We start from the raw sequence: 22,381 nt of genomic DNA, 5'->3' as shown, positions 1-22,381 counted from the left end.
GACACTGCCCGACAGCCGCACCACATCCTCGGCACTGAAGGTACGTGCCACATCCTTCCACCGCGGGTCCGCCGCCCACCGCTGGGCGAGCTGCTCGGCTGCTGTCCGGGTTGTCTGCGTCTGCGCCATGACCATCTCCCGAGAGGCGTGGACCGTTGCGGCCCTATGAGGGTTGAGTGAACTGTGCGAAGATGTGGCATCGAGTGCCACAATGAGTGCGTGGCGATCCGTGCCAGTGGTGCGGCCCGCCGAAGCCGAAGGGTGAGACGATGCGTGCGTCCGCCATGAAACGGCCGGGATCTCCGACGTCAGGGCGTGAATCGTGCCCCGGTTTTCTTTGCGGTCGCCGGTCTCCGGCGGGCCGTACAAGGAATGTGCCACTGGCACCCAGTGCCATCAAGGGGGAAACGCTGCTAAGTTCTGCGTATCTTTCCGTGCTCATTTGCCAAGGTTGCGAAGGCGCGGGAGGAGGGAAGCGGCGTCTCGGAGTGCCGAGTTCCCGGGTGGTGGAGTCCACGCGGGCGCGAGTGAGGGGAGGACCGGTCGGCGATGAGCAAGACATACGCGGGAGCGCGCCTGCGCCGACTGCGCGAGGAGCGCCGTCTCAACCAGGCGGAACTCGCCCGCAGGCTGGGGATTTCGCCCAGCTACCTGAACCAGATGGAGCACGACTCCAGGCCGCTGACGGTTCCGGTGCTGCTGCGTCTGACCGAAGTGTTCGGCATCGACCCCGACTTCTTCTCCGGGCGGGACACCAGCCGGCTCGTGGCCGACTTGCGGGACGCGCTGGCGGGTGAGATCGCCGCCGCCCGCGTCTCACCTGCCGATCTGCCGGAGCTGGCCGCGCGGATGCCCCAGGTGGCCGCCGTCCTGGTCGACCTGGGCAGGCGCAACCAGAGCCTCGCCGAGCGGTTGTCCGAACCCTCCGAGCCGCAGGGGGAGGCCGCCACGGCGGTGTATCCGCGTACCGCGCACGAGGAGATCCGGGAGTTCTTCTACCGCCGTCAGAACTACCTGCACGAGACCGACCTCGCCGCCGAAGACCTCGCCGTCCGTATCGGCGCCAGGCCGGGGGAGGTGCTGGCCGCGCTGACCAGGCGTCTGGAGAAGCACGGTGTGCGTCTGGCGGCGGATTCCGCCCGGCAACACCGCTACGATCCCGAGACCCGGGTCCTGCACCTTGCCCCCACGCTGCGGCCGGGGCAGCGGGCCTTCCGGATGGCCACGCAGCTCGCGCTGATCGAGCACGAGGACGAGCTGTCGGCTCTCGCGGCAGAGGACTTCGATCCCGGCTCGCAGGCGTGGACGCTGGCCCGCATCGGCATCGCCCACTACTTCGCCGCCGCCCTGATCCTGCCCTATCGGGCCTTCCACGCGGCGGCCGAGGAGGTGCGCTACGACATCGAGTTGCTGACCGATCGCTTCGGCCTCGGGTACGAGACGGTGTGCCACCGCCTCAGCACGCTCCAGCGGCCCAGGCTGCGGGGTGTGCCCTTCTCCTTCGTCCGCGTCGACCGGGCGGGCAACCTCTCCAAGCAGCAGTCCGCCACTGACTTCCACTTCTCCCGTGGGGGCGGGACGTGTCCGCTGTGGGGTGTGTACGACGCGTTCGCCTCGCCCGGGCGTATCCGTGTCCAGGTCGGCTCCATGCCCGACGGACAGCGTCATCTGTGGACCGCGCGCACCGTCACCCGGCACCGGGGCGGCTGGGGCGAGCCGGGCAAGACCTTCGTCATCGCGCTGGGTTGCGAGATCCGCCACGCCTCCCGGCTCGTCTACTCCGACGGGCTCGACCTTTCCAACGCGTCCGCCGCCACGCCGATCGGCATGGGCTGCCGGGTGTGCGAGCGCACCGCCTGCCCGCAGCGTGCCGTGCCGCCCCTCGACCGGGCCCTGGCGATCGACGAGAACAGCAGTACGTTCGTGCCGTATCCGGTGGCGGCCCCGTCCGGCGATGCGCGGGAGGTGCCCTTCGCCGGGGAGTGAACAGGGTCCGTCTGCCCGTCCCGGGGTGGACGTACTTGGACGTCCAACTATATTGTCGAGGGCAAGGTCCGCGGTGTCAGGGAAGCCGGTGCGAGTCCGGCACGGTCCCGCCACTGTGACCGGGGAGCGCGCTCTCCATGCGTCGAAGGCCACTGGCGAACGGCCCGTTCGTCCGCCGGGAAGGCCGGGGAGCGTGCGCTGATCCGGGAGTCAGGATACCGGCCGCGGTGTTCGTATCCGTGTTGTCCACGAGGATGGAGAGACACGCATGGCACCGGTGCGCATCCACGATCCCGGCACGTCGGTCGGCCGGGCACCTGACCCCGCGCCGTAGGGGTATTCCGCCACGCGCTTCCCCGCGCGCCGCCCGCACGCCGGCCACCGCCCGTGTGCGCTACGGCCGCGCCATCCCCGGATCCCACCTGACGAGAGCAGGCTCTCTTGATCCGTGAACTGGCACATTTCGTAGGCGGTAAGCACACCCCGGGCGCCTCGGGTGCTTACGGCGACGTGTACGACCCCAACACCGGCGAGGTGCAGGCCCGGGTGCCGCTGGCGGGCGCCGAGGAGGCCCGGGCCGCGATCGCCGACGCGGCGGCGGCCCAGCCCGGATGGGCCGCCTGGAATCCGCAGCGGCGCGCCCGTGTGCTGCTGCGCTTCCTCCAACTCGTGGAGGAGGAACGCGAGTCGCTCGCACGGCTGCTCTCCTCCGAGCACGGCAAGACCGTAGCGGACGCGCACGGCGACCTTCAGCGCGGACTGGAGGTCGTCGAATTCGCAGCGGGCATCCCGCACCTGCTCAAGGGGGAGTTCACCGACAACGCAGGCAGTGGCATCGACGTGCACTCGCTGCGCGAGCCGCTCGGCGTCGTAGCGGGGATCACTCCGTTCAACTTCCCCGCGATGATCCCGCTGTGGCAGGCGGCACCGGCTCTGGCCTGCGGTAACGCATTCCTCCTGAAGCCCTCGGAGCGGGATCCCTCGGTGCCGTTGCGGCTCGCCGAGCTGTTCGTGGAGGCGGGGCTGCCCCCGGGCGTACTGAACGTCGTCCACGGCGGCAAGGAGACCGTCGACATCCTGCTGGAGGACCCCCGTGTCGAGGCGGTCGGCTTCGTCGGCTCCACCCCCGTGGCGGAACGGATCTATGCCACGGCCGCCGCGCACGGCAAGCGCGCACAGTGCTTCGGCGGGGCCAAGAACCACCTGATCGTGATGCCCGACGCCGATCTCGACCAGGCGGTCGACGCGCTGATCGGCGCGGGGTACGGCTCGGCCGGCGAGCGCTGCATGGCCGTCTCGGTGGCCGTGCCCGTCGGCGAGGCGACAGCCGACGCGCTGGTGGAGCGGCTCAAGGAGCGGATCGGCACGCTGCGGATCGGGCGTTCCGACGACACGGACGCGGACTTCGGTCCGCTGGTGGGGCAGGACGCCGTCGAGCGGGTCCGCTCCTACGTGGATCTCGGAGTCGAGGAGGGGGCCGAACTCGTCGTGGACGGCAGGGACTTCCGTCTCCCGGACCACCAGGACGGCTTCTTCGCCGGTGCCTCCCTCTTCGACCGGGTCACCCCGGGCATGCGCATCCACCAGGAGGAGATCTTCGGCCCCGTGCTGTCCGTCGTGCGCGCGGCCGACTACGAGGAGGCGCTGCGCCTGGCCACCGAGCACCCGTACGGCAACGGCGTGGCGATCTTCACCAGGGACGGGGACACCGCCCGCGACTTCACCCGCCGCGTGAACACCGGCATGGTCGGCGTCAACGTGCCGATCCCGGTGCCCGTCGCCTACCACACCTTCGGCGGCTGGAAGCGCTCCGGCTTCGGGGATCTCAACCAGCACGGACCCGACTCCATCCGCTTCTGCACCCGGACCAAGACCGTCACCTCGCGCTGGCCCTCCGGGGTCAAGGAAGGCGCGAGCTTCACCCTCCCCACGATGCGGTGAGCGCGATGACCGGTACCGCCCTTCTCACCGAGGACCAGGCGGCCCTCGTCGAAGCCACCCTGGACTTCACACAGGACCACCTCGCGCCGCACGCGGTCGAGTGGGACCGCGACAAGCACTTCCCCGTCGATGTGCTGCGCAAGGCCGCAGGACTGGGACTCGGCGGCATCTACGTCCGGGAGGAGGCCGGCGGCTCGGCGCTGAGCAGGGCCGACGGCGTGCTCGTCTTCGAGACCCTGGCCTCCGGCTGCCCGTCGGTGGCCGGGTACCTGTCCATCCACAACATGGTCGCCTGGATGATCGACCACTACGGAAGCGATCCCCAACGGGGGCGGTGGCTGCCCCGGCTGTGTGCCATGGAGGACCTGGGCAGCTACTGCCTGACCGAGCCCGAAGCCGGCTCCGACGCAGCGGCGCTGCGTACCCGAGCCGTGCGTGAGGGGGACGAGTACGTCCTGACCGGGGTCAAGCAGTTCATCTCCGGCGCCGACGCCTCGCAGCTCTACCTCGTCATGGCACGCACCGGCGGGGACGGGGCACGCGGGGTCTCCGCCTTCCTGGTCGACAGGAACGACCCGGGACTCTCCTTCGGGCCGAACGAGTCGAAGATGGGCTGGAACGCCCAGCCCACCCGACAGGTCGTCCTCGAACAGGTCCGGGTCCCGGCCGACCGGCTGCTCGGACGCGAGGGTGACGGCTTCCGCATCGCCATGAACGGCCTCAACGGCGGGCGCCTGGGCATCGCCGCCTGCTCCTTGGGCGGCGCCCGCAGCGCGCTGAGTGCCGCGCTGTCCTATCTCGCCGACCGGGAGGCGTTCGGCGCGCGTCTGCTCGACGCCGACTCCCTGCGCTTCCAGCTCGCCGACATGGAGACCGAACTGGCCGCGGCCCGCGCGCTCGTCCAGCAGGCGGCACGCGCTCTCGACCTCGGCGATCACCAGGCACCACAGATGTGCGCGATGGCCAAGCGGTTCGCCACCGACACCGGCTACTCCGTGGCCGACCGGGCGCTGCAACTGCACGGCGGATACGGCTACCTGACCGCATACGGCATCGAGAAGATCGTCCGCGACCTGCGGGTCCACCGGATCCTGGAAGGAACCAACGAGATCATGCGACTCATCGTGGCCCGCGGCATGACGGAGGCCCTCCGGTGACCGGCCCCGACGCCGACGGCGAGACGGTCCTGCTCGCTGCCGAGGGACACGCCGGCCGCATCACCCTCAACCGCCCGCGGGCGCTCAACTCCCTCACCCACGCCATGGTGCGGCGCATCGACGCCGCCCTGGACGAGTGGGAGCGGGACCCTGCCGTACGGACGGTGGTGCTCGACGGGGCGGGGGAGCGGGGACTGTGCGCGGGCGGCGACATCCGTGCCATCTACGAGGACGCCCGCGCCCGAGGTGGCAGGTCGGCTGCCTTCTGGCGGGACGAATACCGGCTCAACGCCCGGATTGCCCGCTTTCCCAAGCCCTATGCGGCGTTGATGGACGGCATCGTGATGGGGGGTGGCGTGGGCGTCTCCGCGCACGGCTCGGTCCGGATCGTCACCGAACGCTCCCGGATCGCGATGCCGGAGACGGGCATCGGCTTCGTCCCCGATGTCGGCGGCACCTATCTGCTGGCCCGCGCGCCCGGGGAGCTGGGGACGCATCTGGCGCTGACCGGAGCCCGGATGGGCGCCGCCGACGCGCTGTTGTGCGGGCTGGCCGACCACTTCGTACCCTCACCGCACCTGCCGGACCTGCTGCGCGACCTCGCGGAGGTGTCTGCGGGGGAGGCGGTGGCGCGGTACGCCGGGCAGCCGCCGCCCGGCGGGCTGGAGGCGGCCCAGGAATGGATCGACCGCTGCTACGCGGCGGAGTCGGTCGAGGAGATCGTCGAGCGGTTGCGCGCCGACGGCTCGCCCGGGGCGAAGGAGGCAGCCGGGGCGCTGGCCGCCAAGTCACCGACGGCACTCAAGGTCACCCTTGCCGCGCTGCGCCGGGCGCGGCGGCTCGACTCGCTGGAGCGGGTTCTGGAGCAGGAGCACCGGGTCTCGTGTGCCTGCCTGGCCGCCCCCGATCTGGTCGAGGGTATCCGGGCCCAGGTCGTGGACAAGGACCGCAGCCCGCGCTGGAGACCGGCCTCCCTCGCAGAGGTCGCCGACGTCGATGTGGAGCGGTTCTTCACGTCGGGCGGCGACGACGGGCTCCGCTTCGGCGGGCGGGGAAACGACGCGGCACAGGAGGTGGCGTGATGAGCCGGGCACGGCGCACGGTCGGTTTCGTCGGACTCGGACGGATGGGCGCGCCCATGGCGGCGAACCTCGCCAAGGCCGGTCACCGGGTACGCGGTTTCGACCTGGTCCCCGACTTGACGGCGGCGGCTGCCGGCTTCGGGGTCGAGACCACGAGCTCGGCGGCCGAGGCGGCCGAGGGCGCCGACGTGGTGCTCACCATGTTGCCCGAGGGGCGGCATGTGCTGGGCCTCTACCGGGATCAGGGGCTGCTGTCCGCCGCGCGACCCGGCACGCTGTTCATCGACTGTTCGACCATCGATGTGGCGGACGCCCGCGCCGTTCACGAGGCCGTGGCCGGGGCCGGGATGCGCGGGGTGGACGCACCGGTCTCCGGCGGCGTCGTCGGCGCTGAGGGGGGCACGCTCACCTTCATGGCGGGCGGCGGCGAGCCCGAGTTCGCGGAGGCGGAGCCGCTGCTGGCGGCGATGGGCAAGAAGGCGGTGCACTGCGGGGGCCCGGGAGCCGGGCAGGCGGCGAAGATCTGCAACAACATGATCCTCGGCGTCTCCATGATCGCGGTGAGCGAGGCGTTCGTCCTCGGCGAGAGCCTCGGCCTGTCCCACCAGGCCCTGTACGACGTGGCCTCCACCGCATCCGGGCAGTGCTGGGCGCTGTCCGTCAACTGTCCGGTGCCGGGACCGGTGCCGACCAGCCCGGCCAACCGCGACTACCGCCCCGGCTTCGCGGGAGCCCTCATGGCCAAGGACCTGGGACTGGCCCTCGGCGCCGTCGAGGCGCACGGGGTCGACGCCGAACTGGGGCGGCGCGCCGCCGCACTGTACGCCGCCTTCGCCGAAGAGGGCGGCGCGGACGAGGACTTCTCCGCCATCGTGCGGACCATCAGAGCACGGTCGGCCGCGGGGCCGGAGGCGGAGGGGGAGCACGCATGAGGGACTACGAGACCATCCGGGTAGAGCGCGAGGGACGCGTCGCCGTCCTCACGCTGGACCGGCCCGAGGTGCTGAACGCGCTCGACCTCACGGTGATGGAGGAGGTCGTGGCGGCGGCCGAGGAACTGGACCGCGACCCGGAGACGGGCGCTCTCGTCCTGACCGGCTCGCAGAAGGCCTTCGCGGCCGGAGCCGACATCAAGGAGATGCAGCCGCGCGGCTACATGGACATGTACCTGGCCGACTGGTTCACCGCCTGGGACCGGCTCGGCCGGGTCCGCACCCCCACGGTGGCGGCCGTGTCCGGTTACGCGCTCGGCGGCGGCTGTGAGCTCGCCATGCTCTGCGACATCCTGTTGGCCGCCGACACCGCCGTCTTCGGGCAGCCCGAGATCAAGCTGGGAGTCATCCCCGGTATCGGCGGCTCCCAGCGGCTGACCCGGGCGGTCGGCAAGGCCAAGGCCATGGAGATGTGCCTCACCGGCCGCACGATGGACGCCGTCGAGGCGGAGCGCGCGGGGCTGGTCTCCCGCGTCGTTCCGGCGGCCGACCTGCTCACCGAGGCCCGTACGGTGGCGGGGACGGTCGCGGGCATGTCCCTGCCGGTGGCCATGATGGCCAAGGAGGCGGTGGACCGGGCCTTCGAGACGACGCTCGCCGAGGGCGTGCACTTCGAACGGAGACTGTTCCACGCGACGTTCGCCACGCGGGACCAGAAGGAGGGGATGTCGGCCTTCACCGAGAAGCGGGCTCCCGTCTTCCGGCACCAGTAGGCAGCTCCGCCGTTCGGCACCTGGTCAGGACTGTCGGCCGGCTCCGCCAGGAGCACGGGCGGTGGGGGTTCAGCTCCCGCCGCCCCGCCTCTCGACGGGGTAGGGAATGGTCGTGCGACGGTCCGGGTCGACGGCCAGGCGCCCGCCGGCAGGGGGCCGGGCCCGCTGTGCGCAGTCGCGGCGCTCGCAGATGCGGCAGCCCAGGCCGATCGGAGTGGCGGCCCCGGGATCGTCCAGAGCGGTGCCCTCGGCGTAGACGAGCCGAGGGGCGTGGCGCAGCTCGCATCCGAGTGCGACGGCGAACTCGGCACGCGGCGCGCGATGCCCGAAGCCGCCCCGCGTGACGGTGCGGGCCACCCAGAAGTAGCGCTTGCCGTCGGGCATCTCCGCGACCTGGGTGAGGATGCGGCCGGGGGCGGAGAACGCCTCGTAGACCGTCCACAGCGGGCAGGTGCCGCCCAGCCGCGAGAAGTGGAAGTCGGTGGCGGACTGGCGCTTGGAGATGTTCCCGGCGCGGTCCACCCGCAGGAAGGAGAACGGCACCCCGCGCCGCCCGGTGCGCTGAAGGGTGCTGAGGCGGTGGCAGACCGTCTCGAAGCCGACGCCGAAGCGGGCCTGGAGCAGTTCGATGTCGTAACGCAGCTTCTCGGCCGCCGTGTGGAAGGTGGTGTAGGGCATCAGCAGCGCGCCCGCGAAGTAGTTGGCCAGTCCGATCCTGGCCAGCCCCGCGGACTGGGGCGAGGCGAAAGCGGTGCCGGCGACCACCGCATCGAGCAGGTCGTGATGGTGCAGCAGAGCCAGCTGGGTGGCGAGCTGGAACGCCTGCTGGCCCTCCGTCAGGTAGGGGGAGAGGAACAGCAGACCGCTCTCGCGGTCGAAGCGGCGCGCGTCCGTGGCGCGCTCGGGGCTCGCCTGGACGATCGTGATGCCGTAGCGCTCGGCGAACAGCTCGCGCAGGACGCTCGCCGCCGACCGCGCAAAGTCCGGACCCAGCCGCGAGGCCGTGCGCTCCGCCTCCTCGTCCAGCGGGCCGAAGTGGTTGTGATGGGCGTAGAAGAAGTCGCGGACCTCGTCGTGCGCCTCCTGGGGCGGCAGCGCGGCGGAGGAGTCGTCCGAGGCGAGTGCCGCCACCTGCTCCGCCGAGTCCCGGTAGCGGCGGTGCAGCGCCACCAGGGCTCTGGCCGTCTCCGGATGGTCGCGGGCCACCTCCGCCGCCTCCTCCGGGCCCACCGTCACCCCGCTCGCCTCGTCCGCGAGGGCCGTACGCAGATCGGTCGCGAGGCGTTCTTCCGCGGCCTCGGAGAAGAACTCCGGTTGCACACCGAGCACCTCGGCCAGCCGCAGCAGGACGGACGCGGTGAGCGGGCGCTGGCTGTGTTCGAGCTGGTTGAGGTAGCTGGTGGAGATGCCGAGCGCGCGGGCCAGCTCGACCTGGTTCATGCCGTGCCGGACGCGCAGTCTGCGCAGCTTGGCGTGTGCGTAGATCTTCCGTACCGGTGGGCGCGCCATGCCGCTGCGTCCTTCCCCGTTCCGTCTTCACGGCGTGTCCGTCGCTGCGAATCTAGCATCCGCCGAATTTGCAACTTTCGCAGTTTCACGGCCCCCGCATGGACGGATTCCGCAGATTGGAGCGGTCGCGAAGTTCGGCGAGCAGGGGAATGCTCGGTCTCGGAGCGCCGTAAGAGGCGCCGTAGCGCACGACGAGCGAGGAGCCCCGTGATCGACCACCAGGTACGTGTCCATCCCAGCGCCGACCGGCTGCCGCGCGAGGAACAGCTCGCCTGGAAGCTGGCCGCCGTCGCCACCGGCACCCAGGAGCCGCGAGCGCTGGACCCCCGGGCCGCCGCCATGGCGGTCAACAGGGTGATCGACAATGCGTCGGTCGCGGTCGCCGCACTGCGCCGCCGCCCCGTCGCCGTCGCCCGCGCCCAGGCACTGCCCCACACGGCGGGCCCCGGAGCGTCGGTCTTCGGTGCGGCGCCCGGTGTGCGGGTCTCGCCGGAGTGGGCCGCCTGGGCGAACGGCACGGCGGTGCGGGAGCTGGACTTCCATGACACCTTCCTGGCCGCCGACTACTCCCACCCCGCAGACAACATCCCACCGCTGCTGGCGGTGGCCCAGCACACCGGACGCACCGGCGCCGAGCTGCTGCGCGGGATCGTCGCTGCGTACGAGATCCACGTCGCGCTGGTGCGGGGCATCTGCCTGCACGCGCACCGTATCGACCACGTGGCCCACCTGAGTGCTGCCACCGCCTGCGGGCTCGGGGCGCTGCTGCGACTGGACACCGCGACCGTCCACCAGGCCGTCCAGCAGGCCGTGCACACCACGACCGCGACCCGGCAGTCCCGCAAGGGCGAGATCTCCTCCTGGAAGGCCTTCGCCCCCGCGTTCGCGGGCAAGGCCGCGATCGAGGCCGTGGACCGCGCCATGCGGGGCGAGGGCGCGCCGTCGCCGGTATACGAGGGTGAGGACGGTTTTCTCGCCTGGATGCTGGACGGCCCCGACGCCGTCTACACGGTGGGGCTGCCCGAACCGGGCGAGCCACGGCGGGCGATCCTGGAGACCTACACCAAGGAGCACTCCGCCGAGTACCAGGCCCAGGCGATCATCGACCTGGCCCGGCGGTTGCGGACGCGCGTCGGTTCCCCGGCGGCGGTCCGCGCCATCGTGCTGCACACCAGCCACCACACGCACCACGTGATCGGCTCGGGCGCGAACGATCCGCAGAAGTACGCCCCCACCGCCAGCCGCGAAACCCTCGACCACTCGGTGCCCTACATCTTCGCCGTCGCGCTGGAGGACGGCCAGTGGCACCACAAACGTTCCTACGCGCCCGAGCGGGCGCGGCGCCCGGAGACCGTCGAGCTGTGGCAGAAGATCTCCACCGTCGAGGACCCGGAGTGGACCCGCCGTTACCACGATCCCGACCCGGAGAAGCGGGCCTTCGGCGGACGTGCCGTGATCACACTGAAGGACGGCACCGTCATCGAGGACGAACTCGCCGTCGCCGACGCGCACCCCGCCGGCGCCCGCCCCTTCGGGCGGGCCGAGTACGAACGCAAGTTCCGCGTCCTCACGGAGGGAGTCGTGACCCCCGGCGCACAGGGGGCCTTCCTCGACGCGGCCGGAAAGCTGAGCGAGCTGGACACCGACAGTCTCGGCCACCTCTTCCCCGCCGCGGACACGGACGCCGTCGCCGCATACGACGCCACGCTCCCGAAGGGGCTGTTCTGATGCTGCACACCCGCACCACCCCTGCCCAGCGCCGTCGCGCCCTGCGCGAACGGCTCGCCACCAGCCGGCTGCTGACCATGCCGGGTGCGCTCAACCCGTACTCCGCCAGACTCATCGAGGAGCACGGCTTCGAGGCCGCCTACCTCTCCGGCGCCGTCCTCTCCGCCGAGCTGTGCCTGCCCGACATCGGGCTGACCACCGCCACCGAGATCGCCGCCCGCGCCCAGCAGGTCACCCGGGTCACCGACCTGCCGGTGCTGATCGACGGCGACACCGGATTCGGCGCCCCGGTGAACGCCGCCCGCACGGTGCAGCTCTTCGAGGACGCCGGTCTGGCCGGGATGCACCTGGAGGACCAGGTCTCCGTCAAGCGCTGCGGGCACCTGGACGGGAAGACGCTCGTCAGCCGCGAGGAGATGGTGCAGCGCGTGTGCTCCGCCGCCGAGGCCCGCCGCGACGCCGACTTCCTGCTGATGGCCCGCACCGATGCCCGCACCGTGGAGGGCCTGGACGCCGCGATCGACCGCGCCAAGGCGTACGTCGACGCCGGTGCCGATGCCGTCTTCCCCGAAGCCCTGGCGGACCAGGCCGAGTTCGAGGCGTTCCGCAGGGCCGTCGATGTGCCGCTGCTGGCCAACATGACCGAGTTCGGCAAGAGCCCGCTGCTGGACGCGCGCACGCTGGAGAACCTCGGCTACGACATCGCCCTCTTCCCCGTCACCCTCTTCCGTCTGGCCAACGGGGCGATCGAGGACGGACTGCGGGCCCTCGCCACCGAAGGAACCCAGGAGTCGCTGCTGGAGCGGATGCAGACCCGCTCCCGGCTCTACCAGGTCCTCGGCTACGCCGACTACGCCGCCTTCGACACCTCCGTGCACGACTTCACCCTGCCGCCCGGCGCCTGACCGGCCGCCCCACAGGAAGACCGACAGCCATGACCAGCACCGCAACCGACGTCCGCAGAGGACTGGCGGGCGTCGTCGCCGACACCACCGAGATCTCCACCGTCATCGAGGAGACCAACTCCCTCACCTACCGCGGCTATCCCGTGCAGGACCTCGCCGACCGCTGTTCGTTCGAGGAAGTCGCCTACCTGCTCTGGCACGGCGAGCTGCCCACGGCCGCGCAGCTCGCCGAGTTCCGGGCCCAGGAGAGGGCGTTGCGCCCCCTGGACCGCACCACGGCCGAACTGCTCGCCCGCGTTCCGGAGACCTGCCATCCGATGGACGTGCTGCGTACCGCCGTCAGCTTCTTCGGCGCCGAGGACCCGCTCGAAGGTGTGGACACCCCGGAGGCCGACCGCGCCAAGTCCCTGGCGCTGCTGGCGAAACTGCCGGTCGTCGTCGCCGCGGACCAGCGCAGGCGGCGTGGGCTCGGCCCCGTCCGGCCCGATCCGTCCCTCGGCTACGCCGAGAACTTCTTCCACATGTGCTTCGGTACCGTGCCACCGCCGCAGGTGGTCCGCTGCTTCGAGATCTCGCTGATCCTCTACGCCGAGCACAGCTTCAACGCCTCGACGTTCACCGCACGCGTCGTCACCTCCACGCTTTCCGACCTCTACAGCGCGGTCACCGCTGCCATCGGCGCGCTGAAGGGCCCGCTGCACGGCGGTGCCAACGAGGCCGTGATGCACATGCTCCAGGAGGTCGGTGATCCGCAGCGGGCCGTGGCATGGCTGGACGAGGCGCTGGCGTCCAAGCGGAAGATCATGGGCTTCGGGCACCGTGTCTACAAGCACGGCGACTCCCGTGTCCCGATGATGCAGGAGGCCACCGACCGGCTCGTCTCCCGGTCCGGTGACCCGGAGGCCGCCCGGCTGGCCGCGCTGCACGCCGCGCTGCGGGAGGCCGTGCTCACCCGCAAGGGCATCCACCCCAATCTGGACTATCCCGCGGGGCTGGCGTACCACCTCATGGGCTTCGACATCCCCACCTTCACCCCGATCTTCGTGATGAGCCGCATCACCGGCTGGACGGCCCACATCACCGAACAGCTCGCACACAACGCCCTCATCCGCCCCCTCGCCTCCTACACGGGAGTGGGCCAAAGGCCGGTCCCAGCGGCTACCTGACAACCGCGCGACGCCAAGGCCGAAGCCGGACGGCACACAGCCTGACGGTGCCGCCGCCCCCCGGCACCTCAACTCGCTCCGTATCGCAGGGGCTTGATCGTGTTCTTGCTCCTCCGGTGGTCGGGTACCGGAGGCCGGGGGAGGGGGCGGGGCGTCGTTCCCCTGGTCATACAGCTCTCAACTACTTAGAGTGCCGCCCCATGATGTCCCCACAGGTTCCGAACGGGGGACTGCTCAGCCGCTCCCGTACGGTCGCACCGGCCGGCTGGAGCCGCTGGCTGGTCCCGCCCGCCGCGCTCTCCGTCCACCTTTCCATCGGCCAGGCGTATGCCTGGAGCGTCTTCAAGCCACCGCTGGAGAAGGCCCTGGGCCTCTCCGGGACGGCGAGCGCGCTCCCCTTCCAGCTCGCCATCGTGATGCTCGGCCTCTCGGCCGCGTTCGGCGGCACGCTCGTCGAACGCAAGGGGCCGCGCTGGGCGATGGCCGTGTCGCTGCTCTGCTTCGCCAGCGGATTCCTCCTCTCCGCACTCGGTGCGGCGACGGAGCAGTTCTGGCTGATCGTCCTCGGCTACGGCTTCGTCGGCGGCATCGGCCTCGGCATCGGCTACATCTCGCCCGTCTCGACGCTGATCAAGTGGTTCCCCGACCGCCCGGGCCTGGCGACCGGTATCGCCATCATGGGCTTCGGCGGCGGCGCGCTCATCGCCTCACCCTGGTCCTCGCAGATGCTGGAGAGCTTCGGGGAGGACAGCGGGGGGATCGCCACGGCCTTCCTCGTGCACGGGCTCTCCTACGCGGTCTTCATGGCGCTCGGCGTCCTCCTCGTGCGGGTCCCCGCGGACGGCTGGCGTCCGCCGAACTGGACGCCGCCGACCGAGCAGCGCGCGATGATCTCCACCGGACAGGTGTCGGCCCGCAACGCGCTGCGCACACCGCAGTTCTGGTGTCTGTGGGTCGTCCTGTGCATGAACGTGACGGCGGGGATCGGCATTCTGGAGAAGGCCGCCCCGATGATCACGGACTTCTTCTCGGACACCAGCACACCGGTCTCCGTCTCCGCAGCCGCCGGGTTCGTCGCGCTGCTCTCGCTCACCAACATGGCCGGGCGCCTGGTGTGGTCGGCCACTTCCGACGCCATCGGGCGGAAGAACATGTACCGCGTCTACCTCGGTGCCGGTGCGCTGCTCTACCTCCTCATCGCCACCACCGGAGGCTCCTCGAAGCCGGTCTTCGTCCTCTCCGCGCTGGCGATCCTCTCCTTCTACGGCGGCGGGTTCGCCACCGCGCCCGCCTATCTGAAGGACCTCTTCGGCACCTACCAGGTCGGCGCCATCCACGGCCGCCTCCTCACCGCCTGGTCCACCGCCGGCGTGCTCGGCCCGCTCATCGTCAACCGGGTCGCCGACAGTCAGGAGGCGGCCGGGCGCAGCGGGCCCGGGCTCTACAGCCTCTCCCTCTACATCATGATGGGACTCCTCGTCGTCGGCTTCGTCGCCAACGAGTGCATCCGGCCCGTGCACCGGCGCTTCCACGAGCCGGCCCCGGAAGGCGACGCCGCGCAGACGCCCGCAGGACCCACGAACCGGACGGAGGCCCCCGATGGCACCCAGCAGCGCCTCTCCTGAGCCGGCGGCGCCCCGCCGCACCTGGCTTGCCGTCCTCGTCTGGCTGTGGGTGGGCCTTCCGTTCGCCTACGGCCTCTACGAACTGGTCCGGAAGGCAGCCCAGTTGTTCACGAACTGACAGACCCCGGGCGGCGGTGGGGGCCGCCGCCCGGGGCCGAGGTGCACTTGTTGCAGCTCACGGTTCCGGCAGGCGGCTGAGGTCGAGCTCGGTACCGGCGATCTCCGTGCGGAGGGCGTTGAGCTGCTGGTAGTGGTCGACGGCGGCCGAGCGCTGGGCCGTGACCAGTTCGAGTACGAGCGCGTGCAGGATGGTCAGCGGCGCGAGGAGTTCGTTGGCCGCCCCCTCGGTCGAGTCGGGCAGCGGCAGCACCGTTCCGGCCCTGGTCTCCCTGCCCTCGTCGGTGGCTTCGGTCAGCAGGACGCTGTGCGCGCCGACGCGGTGGGCGTGGTCGAGGACGATGCCGATCTCCCGGAAGAGGCGCAGCGGGGCGATGACGACCACGGCGTGTGCGGACTGCAGCCGCAGCAGGTCGTCCGCGAGCCGGAACCCGGTCGCCGTCCAGGCGTCGGACGCCTTGCCCGCACGGCGGAGGCTCAGCGCGAACTGGTCGGCGAGTGCGGCGCCGGGACCGATCCCGTAGGCCCATACGTGGGTGGCCTCGCTCAGCACTTCCACGGCGCGCGACCATGCGGTGCCCTCGATGAGCGCCGGTACCTCACCCAGCAGCCCGCATCCGGCGTCGATCACGGGTTGCAGTGCGGCGGTGTGCGCCGGACGCAGCCGTTGCACCCGGTCGTCGAGGACCTGGGCGGGATCGCGGCGCCGGGCCAGGTGGTGGACGAGGCTGCGTTTGAGATCTGCGAGGCCCGCGAAGCCGAGCTTGCGTGCGGTACGGATCACCGTGGCGTCGCTGGTCCCGGTGGCGTTGCCGAGCTTGGCCGCCGAGGAGACAGCCGCCTCTTCGGGGTGCCGTTGCAGGTATTCGGCCACGGCGCGTTCGCCGCTCGCCAGGGTCCCGGCTCGGCGAATGCGCTGGGCCAGCGTGTCGGATGAAGTGTTCACGTTGTCCATTGTCCATCCATGAAGTGAATGCTACGTTCCTCGGGTCAACGCTCCCGACCCCGCGGAGACAGCGATGAAACCACCCCCGCAGCCGCGCGTCGCCGTCATCGGCGTGGGCACCATGGGAAGCCAGGTCCTCCATCAACTCGCCTCCCGTGGCGTGCCCGTGACCGGATTCGAGCAGTTCGACATCGGACACGGACGGGGCGCGGCGGGTGGCGAGACGCGCATCTTCCGCATCGCGTACAAGGAGGGCGGAGGCTACGTCCCACTGCTGCGTGAGGCACGGCAGGCGTGGGAACAGCTCGGCTCCCAGGCGGGCACCCCGCTGCTCACACCGTGCGGGGCGCTGACCATCGGATCGGCGCAGGACCGCGATGTGCGCACCGTTCTCGGTGTCGCCCACGAGTGGGGGCTCGACGTCGAGCAGCTCGACCGCCGGCAGACGGAGCAGCGATTCCCCCACCACCGGCTCTTCGACGACGACGTCGTGCTGCTCGACCGGGAGGGCGGGCTGCTCGACCCGCACCGTGCGGTGGTCGCCACCGCTCAGCTCGCCGGGAAGGCGGGGGCCGCGATACACACCCGCACCACCGTCCTCGACGTCGTCGAGACCGGCACAGGCGTCGCCGTCCACTACCGGCAGGGCGCTCCTTCGCAGGGCCTCTCCGCAGGTGGGGACTCCCCGCACGGGGACGCGGCCAGGAGCCGGCTCCAGGCCGAGACCGACGCCGCAGACGAGACCGAGGACATCGAGGTCGCGCACTTCGACCAGGTCGTCCTGTGCACCGGCCCCTGGATCGGCCGCAGTGTGCCGGGGCTCGCCGACGACGTCGAGATCCGCCGGGCCGTGCTGTGCTGGTTCGACGCCGACGACGACTGGGCCCCCGAGCGCTTCCCTGTGGGCATCCGGCGCAGCGGAGCGGAGAACAGCTTCTCCTTCTTCCCCGACGTCGGCGGCGGAGTGAAGGTCAACCTGCACGTGCCCAAGTCCCCCGTGGCCGATCCCGACCGGCTCGATCCCGTCGTCGAAGGGGACTACACCTCGCGCGTGTCGGCCGCCGTGGCACGGTGCCTGCGGGGCCTGCCGGAGGGGCCCACCGCGGTACGCACCTACATGGACGGCTACACCGCCGACAACCACGGCATCATCGGCCGCGATCCGCAACGGCCCAGCGTCCTGGTCATGGGCGGGTTCTCCGGTCACGGCTTCAAGCTGGCGCCGGTCTTCGCCAGGTCGGCGGCCGACCTGCTGCTCACCGGCCGCACCGACACCCCCATCGATCACCTGTCGCTGTCGCGGCTGTCCTGATCCTCACCCGCAGGAGGGTTCCATGCTACGTATCGGGATCGACGTCGGCGGCACCTTCACCGACGTGACGGCCCTGGACACGGCCGACGGCCGGTTCCACATCCACAAGTTGCCCTCGACCACCGACGACCAGTCCGTCGCCGTCGCCGAAGGCGTCCGCACGATCCTGCGCAGGACCGGGGCGGCACCCGGCGACGTCGGCTACCTCGGACACGGCACCACCGTGGCCACCAACACGGTGCTGGAGTCCGACGGGGCACGCACCGCGCTGGTGACCACCGCCGGGCTGCGCGACGTGCTGGAGATCGGCCGCCAGCAGCGCCCCGACCTCTACGACCTGGACGCCGACAAGGCGCCCGCGCTGGTCCCCAGGGCCCTGGTGCACACGGTCACGGAGCGGATGACCGCCAAGGGCGCGCCGCTCGTCCCGCTGAGCGGGCAGGACGCGGATGCCGTGGTGGACCGGATCCGCGCGGCGAACCCGGAGGCGGTCGCGGTCTGCTTCCTGCACAGCTACCGCAACGACGGCCACGAGCGGGAGGTCGCAGCGCGCCTGCGGGCCGCGCTGCCGGATGCCTACGTGTGCGCGTCGGCGGACATCGCCCCCGTCTTCCGCGAGTTCGAGCGGTTCTCGACAGCCGTGGTCAACGCCTACGTGGGGCCGCGTATCGACCGCTACATGTCGCGGCTGGCCGAGCGGATTAGGGCGACCGGCGTACCGGTACAGCCCAAGGTGATCGGTTCGAGCGGCGGCATGATGTCGCTGGAATCCGTGGCCCGCTACCCGGTGACCACACTGCTGTCCGGGCCGTCGGCCGGTGTCGTCGCGGCCTCGCACGTCGCGGGCCAGGCCGGCTTCGCCGATCTGATCACCTTCGACATGGGCGGTACCAGCACCGATGTCTGCCTCGTACGCGACGGGCAGGCCCTGGTGTCCACGCAGCGCCGGATCAACGGCCGGCCGGTGCGCACCCCCTCGCTCGACATCCACACCGTCGGCGCCGGCGGCGGCAGCATCGCCAGGGTCGACCCCGGCGGAGCGCTGGAGGTCGGCCCGGCCAGCGCGGGCTCCCAGCCGGGCCCCGCCGCCTACGGGCGGGGCGGCGACCAGCCCACCGTCACCGACGCCAACGTGCTGCGCGGCAGGTTGAACCCCGAGTACATCCTGGGCGGAGCGCTCGCGGTGGACTACGAAGCGGCCGGACGCGCGGTGGACGGTGTCGCGGAGGCGATGGCGGCCGACCGTACGGTGGCCGCGCGCGGTATCGGCCGGATCGCGGCCGTCAACATGGCCGGGGCGGTGCGCAAGGTTTCGGTCGAGGCAGGCGAGGACCCGCGCGGTTACGTCCTGGTCGCCTTCGGCGGCGCCGGGCCCCTGCACGCGGTCGAAGTCGCCAGGCAGGTCGGTATGAGCACCGTCGTGGTGCCACCGAACCCGGGCACCCTGTGCGCCCTGGGCCTGCTCGTCACCGACATCCGCGCCGAGTTCGCCCAAGCCGTACTGCAGGAGGCCGACGAGCACAACCCCGAGAAGCTGGACGAGATGCTGCGCGAGGCCCACGACTCCGCGCGCGAGTGGCTCGCCGCCGAAGCCCCGCCGGAGGCGGAGACCAGGATCACCGGGGAGGCCCGGATGCGCTACGCACGGCAGAACTTCGAACTGTCGGTGCCGCTGCCGCAGCGGGCGATCGACACGGCAGCATTCGGCTCGGGCGCCGTGGCCGAGATGGTGGCCTCCTTCCACGCACAGCACACGAAGAGCTACGGCTACGCACACGCCGACGCGCCGGTACAGATCGTGGAGATCCAGCTGACCGCCGCCGCAGTGATCGACAAACCGGACCTGCCCTCCATAGAGGAGGGAACCGACCCCGGGGGAGCGCTGGTGGGCCGCCGCCAGGTCGACTTCGACGAGACAGGCCCGCTCGACACCCCCGTCTACGAGCGCGCCAAGCTGTGCGCCGGAACCGAGCTGCCGGGTCCGGCCATCGTCGAACAGCTCGACACGACGACCGTCATCACTCCCGACGCCACCGCGCTCGTCGACGCGCACGGCAACCTCATCATCGAAGTGGAGCAGCGTTGAGGAACCAGACGCACACCCCCGACCCCATCACGGTGCAGGTCATCGGCGCGTCCCTGGTGACCATCGCGGAGGAGATGGGCGCCGTGCTGCGCAGGGCGAGCTATTCGACCAACATCAAGGAGCGCTCCGACTGTTCGACCGCGCTGTTCGACGCGCAGGGCAAGCTGGTGGCACAGGCCGAGAACATGCCCATCCACATGGGATCGATGACCGGCCTGATCGACGCGCTGCTCGCCTCCGAGCTGACCGTGCGGCCGCAAGACGTCTTCCTCACCAACGACCCGTACCGCGGCGGCGGCACCCATCTGCCGGACCTCACCATGGTCAAGCCGGTGTTCGTGGACGGTGAACTGGCAGGCTACAGCGCCAACATCGCGCACCACTCCGACATCGGCGGCCGGGTGCCCGGCAGCAATGCGGGCGACTCGGACTCGCTCTTCCAGGAGGGGCTGCGCATCCCGCTGGTCAGGTTCGCCACGGCCGGCGGTGTCGAACAGGCCCCGCTGGCCTTCGTCGAACTCAACTCCCGGCTGCCGCACGAGCGTCGCGGCGACATGCTCGCGCAACTGGCGTCGGTGGAGGTGGGCGAGCGGCAGCTGCGCGAGGTGCACAGGCGCTACGGTTCGGAGACGGTCCACGCAGCGACCGCTCACCTCCTGGACCACTCCGCCAAACGACTGGCGGCTGCCCTGCGCGAGGTCCCCGACGGCACGTACCGCTTCAGCGACCTGATGGACCCGGCGGAAGCCGAAGGCGGACCCGCGGATGCCGACGCGGAGGCCGGTACCCGGATCGAGGTCGCGGTCACCGTCGAGGGCGACCGCGTCGCGCTGGACTTCGCCGGTACGGGCCCGCAGGCGCCCGTAGGAATCAACGTGGTGCGACCGGCGCTGGAGGCGACCGTCTACTACGCGCTCAAGGCCGTACTCGACCCCGGGATCCCGCCCAACGGCGGCTTCTTCGACGCGGTCGGCATCACGGCCCCCGAGGGCAGCATCGTCAACCCGGTCGAACCCGCACCGGTCACGGCCCGCACGGACACCTGCCAGCGGGTGGCCGACGTCGTCCTCGGCGCGCTGGCCGCCGCGCTGCCCGACCGGGTACCGGCCGCCAGCCACAGCACCGTCACCTACGTGACGTTCTCCGGAGAGCACGCGGACGGCTTCTTCGTCTACCCCGAGGTGGTGGCCGGCGGCGGAGGTGCCAGAACCACGAAGGACGGCCTGGACGCCGTCCAGGTCCACATCACCAACTCCTCCAACCTGCCCATCGAAGCGCTGGAACAGGAGTACCCGCTCCTCGTCGACACCTACGAGCTCATCCCCGACTCCGGCGGCGCCGGCACCCACCGCGGCGGTCTCGGCGTGCGCAGGGACGTACGGGTCCTCGGCGACGGCGCCGAATTCTCCGCGCACGCCGACCGGCAGGCCACCCGGCCCTGGGGGCTGAGCGGCGGACACGACGGCAGCCCCGGCCGATTCGTGGTCAACCCGGGCCAGGCCGGCGAGCAGCAGCTGGCGGGCGGCAGGCTCTCGGGCGTACGGCTCCGGCAGGGCGACGTGCTCAGGGTGGAGAGCCCCGGCAGCGGCGGCTTCGGAGAACCGACGGCCCGCGACCCGGAGCAGGTACGCGAAGACCTGCGCAACGGACGCATCACCGAACGTGCGGCACACGACCTCTACGGACTCGGACGGGCGAGCGAGCGCGGCCGGCAGTGACCGAACGGAGTGCAGGCATGACCACCACATCGGCCCACCGGCAACCTCCGGCGGTGGACAAGTTCCTTGCCCGCCGCGTGACCTGGGCGACCTGGACAGGCTGGGGCCTGGACGGCTTCACCAACCAGATGTTCCCTCTCGCACTCAGCGGGATCATCGCCGCCTTCGGCCTCACGACGGCACAGGGCGGCCTGGCCACCTCCGCGGCGCTCCTCAGCTCGGCCGTGGGCGGCGTGGTCGGCGGCAGACTCGCCGACCGCTTCGGCAGAGTGCGGGTCCTGGTCCTGGTGATCACCGGATACGCCTTGTTCACCGGCCTGACCGCCACCTCCCAGAACTTCGAGTCCCTGCTGCTGTGGCGCACTCTCGAAGGGTTCTTCTTCGGCGCCGAATGGCCGGTGGGCGCAGCCCTCATGGCCGAGTTCGCCGCACCGGAACGGCGGGGCAGGACACTGGCGTGGGTGCAGTCCGCCTGGGCCGTCGGCTGGGCGGGCGCGAACCTCTCCTACCTGCTCAGCCACGCCTGGCTGCCGGACACGGTCGCCTGGCGGGTCATGTTCACCGTCGGCATCCTGCCCGCACTCGTGGCGCTCGTCATCCGGCGCAACCTGCGCGACCTCCCGCGGGCGCGCACCGTGCCCGCCGCCCCGGATACCAGGGCGGCGGAGACGGCACCCGGGAAGCCGGGGGAGAAGGGCGCGTTCGCCGAGCTGTTCTCCCCGGGCCTGCGCAAGGTCACCGTCCTGGGCACACTGTTCGGCGCGACCGGGCTGGCCAGCACCTACGCGCTGCAGACCTGGATCCCGCTCTACCTGAAGGACGAGCGCGGGCTCAGTGTCAGCAGCACGGCGCTGTACGTATGGTTCATGATCGTCGGCAATTGGCTGGGCTACGTGCTCGGCGGCCACCTGCACGACCGGATCGGACGCCGCTGGGCCTTCACCGTCTTCTACCTGGGGACCGCGGTGTTCGGCTTCCTGTTCATGGCGATACCCGTTCACGCCCTCTGGTACAACCTGGTGCTCGCCCTCGTGGTCGGCTTCTTCATCGCGGCCCAGGCATCGGGCAAGGGCGCGCTGTTCACCGAGCTGTTCCCGGCGCACGCGCGGGGCACCGGTGCAGGCATCACCTACAACGTGGGGCGCGGCGCCGCGGCGTTCAGCCCCGCCCTCATCGGCTGGGCAGCGGCGAGCAGCGGCCTGGGAATGGCGATCGTCATGGTGGTCACGGTCTGCACCGTCCTGACCCTGCTGTTCATCTGGCTCTTGCCGGAGACCAGGGGACGCGTCCTGGACTGACGGCGCCACGCGGCTCCCGGAGCACCGGGTACCGCCCGCAACGTGCCGACCGCCTCCCCGCGAGGAGCGCGGGCCTCGGCCGGAACCGCGACACCCAAGT

At 71.3% G+C, this 22,381-nt stretch carries 17 protein-coding genes and 1 riboswitch; of the genes, 15 read left to right on the top strand and 2 right to left on the bottom strand.

What is annotated here, in order from left to right; all coding sequences use genetic code 11:
• Positions 1-549 precede the first annotated feature (549 nt).
• The 6 genes from H297_RS38260 (at position 550) to H297_RS0125130 (ending at position 7,871) form a co-directional block, all read left to right on the top strand.
• Positions 550-1,986: an XRE family transcriptional regulator gene (locus H297_RS38260; RefSeq protein WP_051352158.1), complete on the top strand. Its 1,437-nt coding sequence runs from the start codon at positions 550-552 to the stop codon at positions 1,984-1,986.
• 54 nt (positions 1,987-2,040) lie between these two features.
• Positions 2,041-2,227: riboswitch (cobalamin riboswitch) on the top strand.
• A gap of 200 nt (positions 2,228-2,427) precedes the next feature.
• On the top strand, positions 2,428-3,927 hold the full coding sequence (locus H297_RS0125150; RefSeq protein ID WP_027739321.1) for a CoA-acylating methylmalonate-semialdehyde dehydrogenase: 1,500 nt from the start codon (positions 2,428-2,430) through the stop codon (positions 3,925-3,927).
• 5 nt (positions 3,928-3,932) lie between these two features.
• Positions 3,933-5,084, top strand: a complete 1,152-nt coding sequence (locus tag H297_RS0125145; RefSeq protein WP_027739320.1) for an acyl-CoA dehydrogenase family protein — start codon at positions 3,933-3,935, stop codon at positions 5,082-5,084.
• Positions 5,081-6,166: an enoyl-CoA hydratase/isomerase family protein gene (locus H297_RS0125140; RefSeq protein ID WP_027739319.1), complete on the top strand. Its 1,086-nt coding sequence runs from the start codon at positions 5,081-5,083 to the stop codon at positions 6,164-6,166. The genes H297_RS0125145 and H297_RS0125140 overlap by 4 nt, the downstream gene beginning before the upstream one ends.
• Complete coding sequence (gene mmsB / locus H297_RS0125135) at positions 6,166-7,098, top strand: 3-hydroxyisobutyrate dehydrogenase (RefSeq protein WP_037795378.1); 933 nt, start codon at positions 6,166-6,168, stop codon at positions 7,096-7,098. Before H297_RS0125140 ends, mmsB begins: the two co-directional genes overlap by 1 nt.
• Entirely contained in the window at positions 7,095-7,871 is a 777-nt protein-coding gene (locus H297_RS0125130) for an enoyl-CoA hydratase (protein ID WP_027739317.1), read from the top strand. The genes mmsB and H297_RS0125130 overlap by 4 nt, the downstream gene beginning before the upstream one ends.
• A gap of 69 nt (positions 7,872-7,940) precedes the next feature.
• On the opposite strand, the gene H297_RS0125125 is transcribed toward H297_RS0125130, so the two are convergent.
• Positions 7,941-9,380 carry a helix-turn-helix transcriptional regulator gene (locus tag H297_RS0125125; RefSeq protein WP_027739316.1) on the bottom strand — a complete coding sequence of 480 codons (1,440 nt, stop codon included), beginning with the start codon at positions 9,378-9,380 and terminating at the stop codon, positions 7,941-7,943.
• 207 nt (positions 9,381-9,587) lie between these two features.
• Here H297_RS0125125 and H297_RS0125120 point away from each other — a divergent pair, with 207 nt between their 5' ends.
• From H297_RS0125120 to H297_RS43385, 5 genes are all read left to right on the top strand, one after another.
• Positions 9,588-11,108, top strand: a complete 1,521-nt coding sequence (locus H297_RS0125120) for an MmgE/PrpD family protein (protein ID WP_027739315.1) — start codon at positions 9,588-9,590, stop codon at positions 11,106-11,108.
• Entirely contained in the window at positions 11,108-12,013 is a 906-nt protein-coding gene (gene prpB, locus H297_RS0125115) for a methylisocitrate lyase (protein WP_027739314.1), read from the top strand. Before H297_RS0125120 ends, prpB begins: the two co-directional genes overlap by 1 nt.
• 29 nt (positions 12,014-12,042) lie before the next feature.
• Positions 12,043-13,179 carry a bifunctional 2-methylcitrate synthase/citrate synthase gene (locus H297_RS0125110; protein WP_027739313.1) on the top strand — a complete coding sequence of 379 codons (1,137 nt, stop codon included), beginning with the start codon at positions 12,043-12,045 and terminating at the stop codon, positions 13,177-13,179.
• Between the two features lie 200 nt (positions 13,180-13,379).
• Positions 13,380-14,804 carry an L-lactate MFS transporter gene (locus H297_RS0125105; RefSeq protein ID WP_027739312.1) on the top strand — a complete coding sequence of 475 codons (1,425 nt, stop codon included), beginning with the start codon at positions 13,380-13,382 and terminating at the stop codon, positions 14,802-14,804.
• Positions 14,779-14,922: an MFS transporter small subunit gene (locus H297_RS43385; protein WP_158693736.1), complete on the top strand. Its 144-nt coding sequence runs from the start codon at positions 14,779-14,781 to the stop codon at positions 14,920-14,922. Before H297_RS0125105 ends, H297_RS43385 begins: the two co-directional genes overlap by 26 nt.
• A 57-nt stretch (positions 14,923-14,979) precedes the next feature.
• Here H297_RS43385 and H297_RS0125095 read toward each other — a convergent pair whose 3' ends face one another.
• Positions 14,980-15,876: a MurR/RpiR family transcriptional regulator gene (locus H297_RS0125095; RefSeq protein WP_027739311.1), complete on the bottom strand. Its 897-nt coding sequence runs from the start codon at positions 15,874-15,876 to the stop codon at positions 14,980-14,982.
• A gap of 64 nt (positions 15,877-15,940) precedes the next feature.
• Between H297_RS0125095 and H297_RS0125090 the strand changes: the two genes are divergently transcribed.
• The 4 genes from H297_RS0125090 to H297_RS0125075 are packed head-to-tail and all read left to right on the top strand — an operon-like array spanning position 15,941 to position 22,281.
• The gene (locus tag H297_RS0125090; RefSeq protein WP_027739310.1) at positions 15,941-17,179 is read left to right on the top strand and encodes an FAD-dependent oxidoreductase; all 1,239 of its coding nucleotides are present in this window, start codon (positions 15,941-15,943) and stop codon (positions 17,177-17,179) included.
• 22 nt (positions 17,180-17,201) lie between these two features.
• Positions 17,202-19,265, top strand: a complete 2,064-nt coding sequence (locus H297_RS0125085) for a hydantoinase/oxoprolinase family protein (protein ID WP_027739309.1) — start codon at positions 17,202-17,204, stop codon at positions 19,263-19,265.
• The gene (locus H297_RS0125080) at positions 19,262-20,983 is read left to right on the top strand and encodes a hydantoinase B/oxoprolinase family protein (protein ID WP_027739308.1); all 1,722 of its coding nucleotides are present in this window, start codon (positions 19,262-19,264) and stop codon (positions 20,981-20,983) included. The genes H297_RS0125085 and H297_RS0125080 overlap by 4 nt, the downstream gene beginning before the upstream one ends.
• Before the next feature lie 17 nt (positions 20,984-21,000).
• Complete coding sequence (locus H297_RS0125075; protein ID WP_486589655.1) at positions 21,001-22,281, top strand: MFS transporter; 1,281 nt, start codon at positions 21,001-21,003, stop codon at positions 22,279-22,281.
• The last annotated feature ends 100 nt before the right edge of the window (positions 22,282-22,381 follow it).

This window comes from Streptomyces sp. CNT360 (genome assembly GCF_000424785.1).
This window is presented reverse-complemented; position numbering and strand designations above follow the sequence as displayed.